The organism is Blastococcus saxobsidens (assembly GCF_010682065.1).
Classification (GTDB): domain Bacteria; phylum Actinomycetota; class Actinomycetes; order Mycobacteriales; family Geodermatophilaceae; genus Blastococcus; species Blastococcus saxobsidens_B.
In genome coordinates this window covers 63,880-76,277 of record NZ_JAAGWG010000009.1, presented here as the reverse complement: position 1 = coordinate 76,277, position 12,398 = coordinate 63,880, and the positions used below count along the sequence as shown (strand labels likewise).

14 protein-coding genes are annotated in these 12,398 nt (G+C 74.2%); 7 read left to right on the top strand and 7 right to left on the bottom strand.

Annotation, left to right across the window (positions count from 1 at the left end; all coding sequences use genetic code 11):
• Window positions 1-31: 31 nt before the first annotated feature.
• The 4 genes from GCU60_RS07665 to GCU60_RS07650 all read right to left on the bottom strand — a co-directional run bounded on the left by GCU60_RS07665 (window position 32) and on the right by GCU60_RS07650 (window position 2,826).
• Window positions 32-361, bottom strand: coding sequence for a TraR/DksA family transcriptional regulator (locus GCU60_RS07665; RefSeq protein ID WP_345770462.1), 330 nt, complete (start codon window positions 359-361; stop codon window positions 32-34).
• A 4-nt stretch (window positions 362-365) separates the two neighbouring features.
• Complete coding sequence (locus tag GCU60_RS07660; protein ID WP_239520652.1) at window positions 366-1,046, bottom strand: class I SAM-dependent methyltransferase; 681 nt, start codon at window positions 1,044-1,046, stop codon at window positions 366-368.
• On the bottom strand, window positions 1,043-2,314 hold the full coding sequence (locus tag GCU60_RS07655; RefSeq protein ID WP_163203859.1) for a YibE/F family protein: 1,272 nt from the start codon (window positions 2,312-2,314) through the stop codon (window positions 1,043-1,045). The genes GCU60_RS07660 and GCU60_RS07655 overlap by 4 nt, the downstream gene beginning before the upstream one ends.
• Before the next feature lie 71 nt (window positions 2,315-2,385).
• Window positions 2,386-2,826, bottom strand: coding sequence for an anti-sigma factor antagonist (locus GCU60_RS07650; RefSeq protein ID WP_163203857.1), 441 nt, complete (start codon window positions 2,824-2,826; stop codon window positions 2,386-2,388).
• Between the two features lie 190 nt (window positions 2,827-3,016).
• Here GCU60_RS07650 and GCU60_RS07645 point away from each other — a divergent pair, with 190 nt between their 5' ends.
• The 7 genes from GCU60_RS07645 (at window position 3,017) to GCU60_RS07615 (ending at window position 8,301) form a co-directional block, all read left to right on the top strand.
• Entirely contained in the window at window positions 3,017-3,502 is a 486-nt protein-coding gene (locus tag GCU60_RS07645; protein WP_163203855.1) for an Hsp20/alpha crystallin family protein, read from the top strand.
• 134 nt (window positions 3,503-3,636) lie between these two features.
• Window positions 3,637-3,978: a helix-turn-helix domain-containing protein gene (locus GCU60_RS07640; RefSeq protein WP_163203853.1), complete on the top strand. Its 342-nt coding sequence runs from the start codon at window positions 3,637-3,639 to the stop codon at window positions 3,976-3,978.
• 56 nt (window positions 3,979-4,034) lie between these two features.
• Window positions 4,035-4,352, top strand: a complete 318-nt coding sequence (locus GCU60_RS07635) for a metal-sensitive transcriptional regulator (RefSeq protein ID WP_163203851.1) — start codon at window positions 4,035-4,037, stop codon at window positions 4,350-4,352.
• A gap of 32 nt (window positions 4,353-4,384) precedes the next feature.
• A complete protein-coding gene (locus GCU60_RS07630) occupies window positions 4,385-4,597 on the top strand; it encodes a heavy-metal-associated domain-containing protein (RefSeq protein ID WP_345770461.1) in 213 nt (70 codons plus the stop codon).
• A gap of 14 nt (window positions 4,598-4,611) precedes the next feature.
• Window positions 4,612-5,541, top strand: a complete 930-nt coding sequence (locus tag GCU60_RS07625) for a hypothetical protein (RefSeq protein WP_163203848.1) — start codon at window positions 4,612-4,614, stop codon at window positions 5,539-5,541.
• A gap of 44 nt (window positions 5,542-5,585) precedes the next feature.
• Complete coding sequence (locus GCU60_RS07620; protein ID WP_204261648.1) at window positions 5,586-7,847, top strand: heavy metal translocating P-type ATPase; 2,262 nt, start codon at window positions 5,586-5,588, stop codon at window positions 7,845-7,847.
• Window positions 7,848-7,929: 82 nt separating this feature from the next.
• A complete protein-coding gene (locus tag GCU60_RS07615) occupies window positions 7,930-8,301 on the top strand; it encodes a hypothetical protein (protein WP_163203844.1) in 372 nt (123 codons plus the stop codon).
• On the opposite strand, the gene GCU60_RS07610 is transcribed toward GCU60_RS07615, so the two are convergent.
• From GCU60_RS07610 to GCU60_RS07600, 3 genes are read right to left on the bottom strand one after another with little or no spacing between them, the layout of a single operon-like run.
• Window positions 8,287-9,279, bottom strand: a complete 993-nt coding sequence (locus GCU60_RS07610) for an NAD(P)H-quinone oxidoreductase (protein ID WP_163203842.1) — start codon at window positions 9,277-9,279, stop codon at window positions 8,287-8,289. The genes GCU60_RS07615 and GCU60_RS07610 overlap by 15 nt on opposite strands.
• A gap of 54 nt (window positions 9,280-9,333) precedes the next feature.
• On the bottom strand, window positions 9,334-10,758 hold the full coding sequence (locus tag GCU60_RS07605) for an NADP-dependent succinic semialdehyde dehydrogenase (protein ID WP_163203840.1): 1,425 nt from the start codon (window positions 10,756-10,758) through the stop codon (window positions 9,334-9,336).
• Between the two features lie 60 nt (window positions 10,759-10,818).
• Complete coding sequence (locus GCU60_RS07600; protein WP_163203838.1) at window positions 10,819-12,381, bottom strand: acyl--CoA ligase family protein; 1,563 nt, start codon at window positions 12,379-12,381, stop codon at window positions 10,819-10,821.
• Between the last annotated feature and the right edge of the window lie 17 nt (window positions 12,382-12,398).

Genomic DNA, 12,398 nt, shown 5'->3' with positions numbered 1-12,398 from the left:
TGCCCGGCGGTTGGTGCACCTTCTGCCGGGGTCAGCGGGCGCAGTCGATGCAGGTGCGGGCCGTCGGCCGGGCGGCCAGCCGCTCCGGCGCGATCGGCCGGCCGCAGCTCTCGCAGCGGCCGTAGGTGCCGGCCTCGACGGCGGTGACGGCGGCGTCGACGTCGGCCAGCCGCCGGCGCGCCTGGTCCAGCAGCGCGGCCACCTGCTGGCGCTCGAAGGCGATCGTCGCCCCCTCCGGGTCGTGCTCGTCGTCGGCGTTGGAGGACTTCGACGCGTCCACCACCTCGTCGAACATGCGGGTCAGCGCCTCGATCTGTGCCTGGGCGGCGGCCCGCTCGGCACCGAGCGGATCGGCGCCCACCGGGTCACCGCTCACGGCGCAGCAGCCGCATCGACCCGGTGCCCGGCAGCTCGGTGAAGTCCCCGCTCTCCAGCACCCGCGTGTAGACGCCGTAGGGCGCCTGCCCGCCGTCGGCCGGGTCGGGGAAGACGTCGTGGATGGCGAGCGTGCCGCCGACGGCGAGCTTCGCCACCCAGGCGTCCTGGTCCCGGCGCGCCGATTCCTCGGTGTGGCTGCCGTCGAGGAAGAGCAGCGCCAGCGGCGAGGCCCACAGCGGGGCGAGGGTCTCCGAGCGGGTGACGACGGCGACGACGACGTCCTCCGCCCCGGCCTGGGCGATGGTGCGGCGGAAGTGCGGCAGGGTGTCGATCCGGCCGACGGCGGGGTCGACCAGCGACGGGTCGTGGTACTCCCAGCCCGGCTGGTGCTCCTCGGAGCCGCGGTGGTGGTCGACGGTGACCACCAGCCGACCGGTCTCGCGGGCGGCTGCGGCGAGGTACAGCGCCGACCTGCCCATCCAGCTGCCCACCTCGAGCAGCGGCCCCGGGACGGCGACGGCGCGGGCGGCCTCGTAGAGGGCCCGCCCCTCGTCGTCGGGCATGAACCCGGGGGCGGCGGAGGCGGCGGCGAGCAGCGAAAGGACCCCGTCCTCCTCCCCCCTCGCAGGCTCGGGGCGAGCCTCGGGACGGGGCCGGTTGATCATCATCGTGCGAACCTAGCCCGCATGGCGGTGAGCCGGCGCTCGGTGGCGGCACCGGCCTCGGTGTCGGCGGCCTTGGCGAAGAAGGCTCCCGCGGCCGTGGTCACCGGCACGGCGAGCACGAGCGCGATGGCGCCGACGAGCGTCCGGATGACCTCCTCGGCCAGCGCCGAGCTGGTCAGCACCACCCACCCGGGCTGGTCGTAGAGCTCGAAGAGCAGCAGCAGCGGCAGGGCGGCACCGGCGTAGGCGAAGACGATCGTGTAGACGGTGGAGGCGATGTGGTCGCGGCCGACGGCCATGCCGCGGGTGTAGAGCTCCTTCCACGTCGTCGACGGGTCCACCTCGTGCAGCTGCCAGATCGCCGAGGCCTGGGTGATCGTCACGTCGTTGAGCACGCCGAGCCCGGCCACGACGATCCCGGCCAGCACCAGCCCGGAGAAGTCCAGCGTCGGGTCGAAGGTGTTCAACGTCGCTGTCTCCTCGCTGGTCAGCCCGGTCAGCCGGGCGGTGGCCACCGACAGCGATCCGAGGAGTGCGACCAGCGAGAGCCCGAAGAGGGTGCCCACCAGCGCGGTGGTGGTGCGGGCGGAGAAGCCGTGGGCCAGGTACAGGACGACGAACATGATCGCCGCGGAGCCGATCAGGCTGACCAGCGCGGGCGAGTCGTAGGTCAGCAGCCCGGGCAGCACGAACTGCAGCAGGACGAAGAAGGCGAACCCCAGCCCGACCAGCGAGGCCAGGCCGCGCCACCGGGCCACCAGCCCCACCACCAGGGCGAACGCCACCGCGAGGGTGATGATCGGGACGTCGCGCTGGTAGTCGAAGAACTGGTAGGACGGCCCGCCGTCGGCCGCGGGGTCCCGGGAGAGCACGAGGGTGTCGCCCTCCTCGACGCCGCTGGCGACGACGTCGGACTGCAGCTCCACCTGCTGGTAGTCCCCCGCGCCCTCGCCGTCGAGCACCTCCACGACGACCCGGGCGCAGTCGGCCGGCGGGCCCTCGGGGTTGCCGCAGGCGAACGTCTCGACCGACACCACCCGCCCGTCGGGGTAGGTCGTCCCCGGCGGGAGGTACTCGGCGGCGACCTGCTGGGCGCGGGTGGGCTCGTCCCCGGGCCACATCACCAGCAGACCGATGACGGTGGCGAGGCCGACCGGGACCAGCAGCAGGAGCATCAGCCAGACCGCCCGACGGCGGCGGCTCAGCGCCTCGTCGCTGGGCGGCGGCGCGTCCGGATCGGGACCGTGGGAGTGAGCGGGTGACGACGGCACCCGGTCAGGCTAGGAGCAAGCCGGCAACGCCTCGCGCCGCGACACCGGTCGGCCCGGTGCCGCGACCCCGGTCAGGAGTGCTGCCGCGGGCCGGAGCGGGGCGTTCCCTCGCCGTAGGGCTCGGAGACCTCGCCGTCGGCCTGGACGACGGTGAACCGGTGCCACAGCCCGGTCAGCTGCAGCGACCGCGACACCGCGGCGGTCGGCTCGACCAGCACCATCTCGATGCCCCGGGGCACCGCCATCTTCTGCAGCTGCACGAGCACGGCGAGGCCGGCGGAGTTCATGAAGGCGACGTCCCGCAGCTGCAGCTCCACCCGCTGCAGCGCGTGCTCGGCGAGCAGGATGTCGGTGAGGGTGCGCACCAGCGGACGGCGGGCGGCATCGGTCAGCTCACCGCTGATCGTCAGCCGGGCCGTGTCGCGGTCCACCTCGGAGGCGACGGTCGGCTCGTCGTCCCGGAGCTCCCCGGCGGGCGTGGGCTGCGGCGTGGCATCGGGCGTCTGGTCCACCCTCCGCCTCTGCCCAGCGCGGCCCCGGTTCACGCACGCGTTCGCACCCCGGGCGCGAGCCACCGGCCGGGAACATTCCTGCCCCGCGACCGTTTACCTGGGTGCGCCGCCGAGGTAATCTCCAGTCGCCACTAGAGGTTCGACCTCGGGGCAGCGAACACCAGCACCGACGTCACAGGAGGTTCCAGCCATGATGCTGACCGCTTACGACCCGTTCGCCGCCACCTCCGCCGCGTTCCGCGCGCTCGACCAGCTCACCGGCCGGGCGGGCGCGGGCACAGCCCGTCCGCTGTCGGGCATGCCCATGGACGCCTATCGGGTCGGCGACAACTTCGTCGCCCACTTCGACCTGCCCGGCGTCGATCCGGGCTCGATCGACCTGTCGGTCGAGGGCAACACCCTCACCATCAGCGCCGAACGGTCCGTGCCGCAGCTGGAGAACGCGGAGTGGACGGTCGCCGAGCGCCCGTTCGGCAGCTACACCCGCCAGCTCGTGCTGGGGCGCAGCCTCGACACCGAGCGGCTCGAGGCCAGCTACCACGACGGCGTGCTGACCATCAGCATCCCCGTCGCGGAGAAGGCCAAGGCCCGCAGGATCACCGTCAGCCGGGCCGACACCCCGGCCGCCGTCGAGGCGCGCACCGTCGAGGGCGAGCAGCCGGCGGTCGGGAGCTGATCGGCTCCCGCACCCGCACCCGCACCCGCAGCACCGCAGGGGCCGGGCCCGCACGGGCCCGGCCCCTGCGCCGTACCCGGACCGCCACACGGCCGCCGGGCCGCATCCACCACGACGACGGGAGCGCACCGGCGATGATCCCCGAAGGCTCCGACCCCCTCCGCCGGCTCGACGATCCCGACTACCCGGCGCTCACGATGAGCCAGGCCGCGGAGCTGCTCGGCGTCCAGGCGGCCTTCCTGCGCAGCCTCGACAGCGCCGGCGTGCTGCACCCGCACCGCTCCCCCGGCGGCCACCGCCGGTACTCCCGCCAGCAGCTGGTGCTCGCGGCCCGGGTGCGCGTGCTCCTCGACGACGGGCACCCGCTGGGCTCGGCGGAGGTGATCGTCGGCCTGCAGGACGAGCTCGCGAGCGCACGGGCCACGCTCTCCCGGCTGCGCGACCGTTCCCGCCGACCCCTTGACGGGGAACCCTAGGGGGGTATGGTTCTGGATGCCGCCGCACGAGCCGGCGGCACGACAGGAGGGACGACGTGGACACGACCGAAGGCTGCGCCGACCACGACCACGCGCACGGCTACATCCACCGCAAGGACGACTACCTCAAGCGGCTGCGCCGCATCGAGGGACAGGCCCGCGGTCTGCAGCGCATGGTGGAGGACGAGAAGTACTGCATCGACATCCTCACCCAGGTCTCGGCCATGACCAAGGCGCTCCAGGCGGTCTCGCTCGGCCTGCTCGAGGAACACCTCAGCCACTGCGTCGTCGACGCCGCCAGGGCCGGCGGGCGCGAGGCCGAGGAGAAGGTCCGCGAGGCCACCGAGGCCATCGCCCGGCTCGTCCGCTCCTGACCACTCCCCCACGCCCGAGAGGAACCACTCCCGTGACCACCACCGCCAGCTACACCGTCACCGGCATGACCTGCGGCCACTGCGTCAACGCCGTCACCGAGGAGGTGTCCTCGGTGCCCGGCGTGACCGACGTCGCCGTCGACCTGGCCACCGGCGGCCTCACCGTCACCAGCGACCAGCCGGTCGACGAGTCCGCCGTCCGCGCCGCCGTCGAAGAGGCCGGATACGAGGTGAGCGGCCGCTGACGCGGCCGGCGACCATGAACACTCCCACCCGGATCGCCGCGTTCGCGCTCGGCCTGGCCGCCGTCTTCGGTGGCGCGGTCGGCGTGGGCGCGACGGTCGGCCCGGTCGGGCCCAGTGACCCGCCCGCACCCGCGCACGACGCCGGCGGGCAGACCGGCGCCGGCCACGGCGACGGAGACGGCGGGCACGCCACCCGCATCGGCCCGGCCGAGGCGCCCGGCGGGCTGCAGGTGACGCAGGACGGATACACCCTCGCGCTCGCCGACGCCGTCGCGCCCGCCGGTGCCGCCACCCCCGTCGCCTTCGAGGTCCTCGGGCCCGACGGATCCCCCGTCACCGCCTACGCCACCGACCACGACGTCGACCTGCACCTCGTCGCTGTCCGCCGCGACCTGAGCGGCTACCAGCACGTGCACCCCGAGCTCGGCCCCGATGGCGTCTGGCGCGCCGATCTGGCGCTGGAGCCGGGCAGCTGGCGGCTGTTCGCCGACTTCGCGCCCGGGGCCGACGGCGCCAACCGGATCCTGGGCGCCGACCTGGCGGTCGCCGGTTCCTACGAGCCGCGCCCGCTGCCCGCGCCAGCGGCGGTGGCCGAGGTCGACGGCTACACCGTGGTGCTCTCCGGCGAGCTGACCCCCGGGGAGGAGTCCGACCTCACCCTGAGCGTCAGCCGCGACGGCGCTCCGGTGACCGACCTGCAGCCCTACCTGGGCGCCTACGGGCACCTGGTCGCGCTGCGCGACGGCGACCTCGCCTACCTGCACGTGCACCCGGCCGAGGCCGACGACGGCACCAGCGCCGCCCCCGGTCCGCACGTCCGCTTCACGACCACCGCACCGTCGGCGGGCACCTACCGGCTGTTCCTGGACTTCAAGCACGGCGACGTCGTCCGGACGGCCGAGTTCACCGTGCACACCGATGCCTCCGAGGAGCACGGCCCGTGACCACCGCACCCCCACCCACCGACGTCGAGCTGCTGATCGGCGGGATGACCTGCGCCTCCTGCGCCGCCCGCGTGGAGAAGAAGCTCAACAAGCTCGACGGCGTCACCGCCACCGTCAACTACGCCACCGAGAAGGCGAAGGTGAGCGTCGCCGGCGACGTCACCACCGACGACCTGATCGCCACCGTGGAGAAGACCGGCTACACCGCCACGCTGCCCGAGCCCCTGCGGCCGGCGACCGAGGAGACGCCCGAGGGCGATCCCATGTCGCCGCTGCGGACCAGGCTGCTCGTCTCCACGCTGCTGAGCGTCCCGGTGATCGCGCTGGCGATGGTCCCGGCATGGCAGTTCGAGTACTGGCAGTGGCTCTCGCTGACCCTGGCCGCCCCCGTCGTGGTGTGGGGCGGGCTGCCCTTCCACCGCGCCGCCTGGACCAACCTGCGGCACGGCGCGGCCACCATGGACACCCTCGTCTCCCTGGGCACCCTCGCCGCGTTCGGCTGGTCGCTGTACGCCCTGTTCTGGGGCACCGCCGGCGAGCCCGGCATGACCCACCCGTTCGAGCTCACCATCGCCCGGTCCGACGGCGCGGCCAACATCTACCTGGAGGCGGCCGCCGGGGTGACGGCGTTCCTGCTCGCCGGCCGGTACGCCGAGGCCCGGTCCAAGCGCCAGGCCGGGGCCGCGCTGCGCGCCCTGTTGGAGCTCGGCGCCAAGGACGTCGCGGTGCTGCGGGGCGGCAGCGAGCAGCGGGTGCCGATCGAGCAGCTGGTCCCCGGGGACCTGTTCGTCGTCCGCCCGGGCGAGAAGATCGCCGCCGACGGGGAGGTGACCGACGGCTCCTCGGCCGTGGACGCCTCGATGCTCACCGGTGAGTCGGTGCCCGTCGAGGTCTCCCCGGGCGACCCGGTCACCGGCGGCACCGTCAACGCCGGTGGCCGCCTGGTCGTCCGCGCCACCCGGGTCGGGTCGGAGAGCCAGCTGGCCCAGATGGCCCGGCTGGTCGAGGACGCCCAGAACGGCAAGGCCGACGTGCAGCGCCTGGCCGACCGGGTCTCGGGGATCTTCGTGCCCGTCGTGCTGGCGCTGGCCGCGGCCACCCTCGGCTTCTGGATCGGCACCGGCGCCGGCCTGCCGGCCGCCTTCACCGCCGCCGTCGCCGTGCTGATCATCGCCTGCCCCTGCGCCCTCGGGCTGGCCACGCCGACCGCCCTCATGGTCGGCACCGGTCGCGGCGCGCAGCTGGGCATCCTGATCAAGGGCCCCGAGGTGCTGGAGTCCACCCAGCGGGTGGACACCGTCGTGCTCGACAAGACCGGCACGGTCACCACCGGCCGCATGGCGCTGCTGGACGTCGTCCCCGCCGACGGCGAGGACGGCGACCGGCTGCTGCAGCTCGCCGGGGCGCTGGAGGCGGCCTCGGAGCACCCGATCGCCCGCGCCGTCGCGACCGCCGCCGCCGAGCGCGGCGCGCTGCCCGCCGTCGCCGACTTCGCCAACGTGGCCGGTCTCGGCGTCCAGGGCGTGGTGGACGGGGCGGCGGTCGTGGCCGGCCGGCCACGCCTGCTGGCCGACTGGGCCATGCCGCTGGGCGCCGACCTGGAGCGCGCCGTGTCCGCGGCCGAGGAGGCCGGGCGCACCGCGATCGCGGTGGGCTGGGACGGCGCCGCGCGCGGCGTGCTGGTCGTCGCCGACACCGTGAAGGACACCTCGGCCGCCGCCGTCCGCCAGCTGCGCGACCTCGGGCTCACCCCGGTCCTGCTGACCGGCGACAACGAGCGGGCGGCCCGCGCCGTCGCCGCCCAGGTGGGCATCGACGAGGTGATCGCCGAGGTGCTGCCGCAGGACAAGGTGGCGGTGGTGCAGCGGCTGCAGGGCGAGGGCCGCGGCGTCGCCATGGTCGGCGACGGGGTCAACGACGCCCCGGCGCTGGCCCAGGCGGACCTCGGTCTGGCCATGGGCACCGGCACCGACGTCGCCATCCAGGCCAGCGACCTCACGCTGGTGCGCGGCGACCTGCGTGCCGCCGCGGACGCCATCCGGCTCTCCCGCCGGACGCTGGCGATCATCAAGGGCAACCTGTTCTGGGCCTTCGCCTACAACGTGGCCGCGCTCCCCCTCGCTGCGGCCGGGCTGCTCAACCCGATGATCGCCGGCGCGGCGATGGCGTTCAGCTCCGTCTTCGTCGTCACCAACAGCCTGCGGCTGCGCGGCTTCGCCCCGCTGCCGGAGAACCGGGACTCGACGACGGCCGTGGCCGGTGGCCGCCCGGCCGCCGCCCCGGACCGGACGCCCGCCAGGGGATGACCGCTGCGCGGCGGCCCGCTTCGCGCCATCCTGAGCAGGTCCGACCGTCCACGCAGGCACGTCCAGCCCAGGAGGCAGCACCGTGACCACTCCCCCCGACGCCGGACGACGCAGGGTGGCCCGGCTCCTGGCGGGTGCCGGCCTGGCCGGTGGCCTGGCTCTGCTGACCCGCCCGGAACGCGTCGCCGACGTCGTCGCGCCGGAGTTCCCGCCGCAGCGCCTGTGGATCGCGCGGGTGCTCGGCGCCCGGCTGGTCGCGCAGCACGCGCTCGTGCTCGTGGCCCCGACGGCGTCCGGCGTCCGGCTGGCGGCGGCGGTGGACGGCCTGCACGCGGCCAGCATGCTGCCGGTGCTGGCGCTCCCCCGCTACCGCCGGGCGGCCCTGGTCACCGGGGGGCTCGCCGCCGCGTTCGCCCTGGCCGGCCGGTCCCTGGCCGCGTCACTCCCCCGCTAGCAGCAGCACCTTGCCCACGTGGCTGCTGGCCTCCAGCAGCCCGTGCGCCTCCGCCGCCCGGCTCATCGGCAGCTGCCGGTCCACGACCGGCCGGATCACGCCGGCCGCCACGTCGGGCCAGACGTCGGCGAGCACGGCCGCGACGACCTCGGCCTTGCTGCCCGGCCCGGTGGCGGGGCGCCCGCGCAGCGTGGTCGCGCGCACGGTCCCCCGCTTGCGCATGAGGACGCCGAAGTCCAGCTCGCCGCGGGTGCCGCCCTGCAGGCCGATGGTCACCAGCTGCCCGCCCGTGGCCAGGACGTCGACGTTGCGCCCGAGGTAGGCCGCACCCATGTTGTCCAGCACGACGTCGGCGCCGTGCCCGTCCGTGGCCTCGCGGACCGCGGCGACGAAGTCCTGCTCGCGGTAGTTCACCAGGATGTCGGCGCCCAGCTCCCGGCAGACCTCCAGCTTCGCCGCGCTGCCGGCCGTGGTGGCCACCCGCGCCCCGGCGCGCGCGGCGAGCTGGATCGCCATCGTGCCGATGCCGCTGGACCCGCCGTGCACGAGGAACACCTGCCCGGCGTGGAGCCCGGCGAGCAGAAAGACGTTCGACCACACCGTGCACACCACCTCGGGCAGCGCCGCGGCGGTCACCAGGTCGATGCCCTCGGGCGGCGGCAGCAGCTGACCGGCGGGGACGGCCACGCGCTCGGCGTAGCCGCCCCCGGAGAGCAGCGCGCAGACCGGGTTCCCGACCGACCACCCGGTGACGTCCTCCCCCACCTCGCTGATGACGCCGCTGCACTCCAGCCCGAGGATCTCGCTGGCACCGGGCGGCGGCGGGTAGTTCCCCTCCCGCTGCATCACGTCGGCCCGGTTGACGGCCGCCGCGACGACGTCCACGACCACCTCACCGGGACCGCACACCGGGTCCGGGGCCTCGCCCCAGCCGAGCACCTCCGGGCCACCGGACCCCGTCATCGTGACCGCGCGCATCAACCGCTCCTTCGTCCCACCTGCACCTGTACTGCGACCGGACCTGCCCGCGGGTCACTCCGCGGCGGCTCCGGCGGTGCTGCCCTTGGCCTGCTGGCTGCTGGGGCCACCCACCCAGACCGTCTTGGCGTTCATGAACTCGTACATGCCGAGCGCGGTCAGCTCGCGGCCGTAGCCGCTCTGCTTGATGCCGCCGAAGGGCAGCTCCGGATAGCTGGCGGTCATGCCGTTGATGAAGGCCATCCCCGACTGGATGTCGCGCACGAACTGCGCGCGCTCGTCCTCGTCCTCGCTCCACAGGTTCGAGCCCAGGCCGTAGTCGTGGGAGTTGGCGATGGTGATGGCCTCGTCCAGGCTGTCCACCACGTACAGCGCCGCCACCGGTCCGAAGACCTCCTCGGAGTGCATCCGCATCTCCGGCGTCACGCCGGAGACCAGGGTCGGCTCGTAGAACCAGCCGGGCCGGTCCACCCGCGCGCCGCCGACCACCACGGTGGCCCCCTTGGCGCGGGCGTCCTCGACGTACTCCTCGACGTCCTGGACCCCGGACTCGGTGGCCAGCGGGCCGATCTGGGTGTCGGCGTCCATCGGGTCCCCGACGGTGAGCGCGCCGATCTTCTCGGCGAACAGGCGGGTGAAGTCCTCGGCGACGTCGCGGTGCACGAAGAACCGCTTCGCGGCGATGCAGCTCTGCCCGTTGTTCTGGTTGCGGGCGGTGGTCGCCACCTCCGCGGCGGTGTCCAGGTGCGCCGAGGGCATGACGATGTACGGGTCGGACCCGCCCAGCTCCAGCACCGTGGGCTTCAGCGCGTCCCCGGCGATGGCGGCCACGGACTGCCCCGCCGGCCCACTCCCGGTGAGCGTCGCGGCCATGACCCGGTCGTCCCGCAGCACCCGCTCGACGGTGCCCGAGCCGATGAGCAGCGTCTGGAACACGTCGGCCGGGAAGCCCGCCTTGCCGAACAGCTCCTCCAGGTACAGCGCCGTCTGCGGCACGTTGCTCGCGTGCTTGAGCAGCCCGACGTTGCCGGCCATCAGCGCGGGGGCGGCGAACCGCATCGCCTGCCACAGCGGGAAGTTCCACGGCATGATCGCCAGGACCACGCCCAGCGGCTGGTGCACCACGTAGGCCCGCTCGGCCTTCACCGCCGCGGCGTCCTTCTCCTGCGGCTCGAGCATCGCCGGCCCGTGCTCGGCGTACCAGCGCAGCGCCGCGACGCACTTGGTCGCCTCCGCCTTCGCCGACGCCAGCGTCTTGCCCATCTCGGTGGTCATCAGCTCGGCGACGGGGTCCAGATCGCCCTCGAGGACGTCGGCGGCCGCGCGCAGCCAGCCGGCCCGCTCCTGCGGCGACGTGAGCCGGTAGCCGTCGAAGGCGGCGGCCGCCCGGGCGAGCTTGTCCTCGAGCGCCTCGTCGGAGAGCGGCTCGTAGGTCTTGAGGGTCTCCCCGGTGGCCGGGTTGATCGTGGCTATCGCCATGGTGTTCTCCCCTGGGGTGTGGAGGGTCGCAGCGGTTGCTGCGGAGGTCGGTGGACGCGGTCAGCCGTGCTGCTCGCGCAGCAGGTTCTTCTGCACCTTGCCGGTGGAGGTCTTGGGCAGCTCGCCGCGGACGAACCGCTTCGGCACCTTGAAGGAGGCCAGCCGTGACCGGACGAAGTCGGCCAGTTCCTGGTCGGTGACCTCCTCGCCGGACCGGAGCGTCACGTGGGCCACCGGGACCTCGCCCCACTTCTCGTGCGGTTCGGCCACCACCGCGGACTCCACGACGGCGGGGTGCGCGTCGAGGGCCCGCTCGACCTCCACGGAGGAGATGTTCTCGCCGCCGGAGATGATGATGTCCTTGCTGCGGTCCCGGATCTCCACGTAGCCGTCCGGGTGGACGACGGCGAGGTCACCGGTGCGGAACCAGCCCCGCTGCCCGTCGGGGTCGGCGAGGGTGACCGCAGCGGTGGCCTGCTCGTCGCGGTAGTAGCCGAGCATCACGTCGTTGCCGCGGGCCACGATCTCCCCGACGGTGGTCGCGTCGCGGGGCACGTCGGCGCCGCCGTCGTCCACCACGCGCAGCGGATCGGCGACCACGTTGCCCACGCCCTGCCGGGCCTTGAGCTCGGCCTGCTGGTCGGCGTCCAGGTCGTCCCACTCCGGGTGCCACTCGTTGAGCGCCAGCGGCCCGTAGGTCTCGGTGAGCCCGTACAGGTGGGTCACGTTCATGTTGAGCGCGGACATGCGCGCCAGCAGCGTCGGCGTGGGCGGGGCTCCGCCGGTCTGCACCTCCACGCGCGGGTCGACCGGGCCGTCGGCCGCCTCGTCGGCGTTGAGGATCATCGTCAGCACGGTCGGCGCCGCGCTGAAGTGGGTGATGCCCTCGGTGCGCAACAGCTGCCAGATGCGGGCGGGCTCGACCTTGGGCAGGCAGACGTGGGTGGCGCCGGCGGCCGAGACGGCCCACGGGAAGCACCAGCCGTTGCAGTGGAACATCGGCAGCGTCCAGAGGTACTGGCTGGAGGTGCCGAGGCCGGTGTGCATCGCCATCGCCAGCGCCTGCAGGTAGGCCCCGCGGTGGGCGTACATGACGCCCTTCGGCCGGCCCGTGGTGCCCGACGTGTAGTTCAGCGCGAGCAGCCCGGTCTCGTCCGCGCACGGCAGCGCCAGCGGCTCGCCGCCGGCCAGCAGCTGCTCGTACTCGCTGTCCGGGTCGCCGGCCAGCACCAGCGGGATCCCCGCCGCCGCGGCCACCTCCGTGGCGGTCGCGGCGAACTGCGGGTCGGCGACCAGCAGGGAGGCGCCCGAGTGCTCCAGGACGTAGCCGAGCTCGGCCGGGGAGAGTCGGGTGTTCAGCGGCACGATGACCGCGCCGGCCCTCGGGATGCCGTTGTGCAGCTCCAGCATCGTGGAGCTGTTGGCGCACAGCGCCGCGACGCGGTCACCTGGCGCGACGCCCCGGGCGGCCAGCGCCCCGGCCAGCCGGCGGGAGCGGTCGGCGAACTCGCGGTAGGTGAACCGGCGGTCGCCGTCGATGATCGCGGTCCGCTCGGGGAAGACCCGCGCCGAGCGCTCGAGGTAGGCCGTCGGGCTGAGCTGGCTGAACGTGAACGAGGCCATCGGTTCTCCTGGAGCGG

Excerpts from the sequence above, each read along its gene's own strand:
- GCU60_RS07625 (WP_163203848.1), top strand. The coding sequence starts at position 4,612 with ATGAACACTCCCACCCGGATCGCCGCGTTCGCGCTCGGCCTGGCCGCC.
- GCU60_RS07610 (WP_163203842.1), bottom strand. The coding sequence starts at position 9,279 with ATGCGCGCGGTCACGATGACGGGGTCCGGTGGCCCGGAGGTGCTCGGC.
- GCU60_RS07605 (WP_163203840.1), bottom strand. The coding sequence starts at position 10,758 with ATGGCGATAGCCACGATCAACCCGGCCACCGGGGAGACCCTCAAGACC.
- GCU60_RS07660 (WP_239520652.1), bottom strand. The coding sequence starts at position 1,046 with ATGATGATCAACCGGCCCCGTCCCGAGGCTCGCCCCGAGCCTGCGAGG.
- GCU60_RS07640 (WP_163203853.1), top strand. The coding sequence starts at position 3,637 with ATGATCCCCGAAGGCTCCGACCCCCTCCGCCGGCTCGACGATCCCGAC.
- GCU60_RS07620 (WP_204261648.1), top strand. The coding sequence starts at position 5,586 with ATGACCTGCGCCTCCTGCGCCGCCCGCGTGGAGAAGAAGCTCAACAAG.
- GCU60_RS07645 (WP_163203855.1), top strand. The coding sequence starts at position 3,017 with ATGATGCTGACCGCTTACGACCCGTTCGCCGCCACCTCCGCCGCGTTC.
- GCU60_RS07600 (WP_163203838.1), bottom strand. The coding sequence starts at position 12,381 with ATGGCCTCGTTCACGTTCAGCCAGCTCAGCCCGACGGCCTACCTCGAG.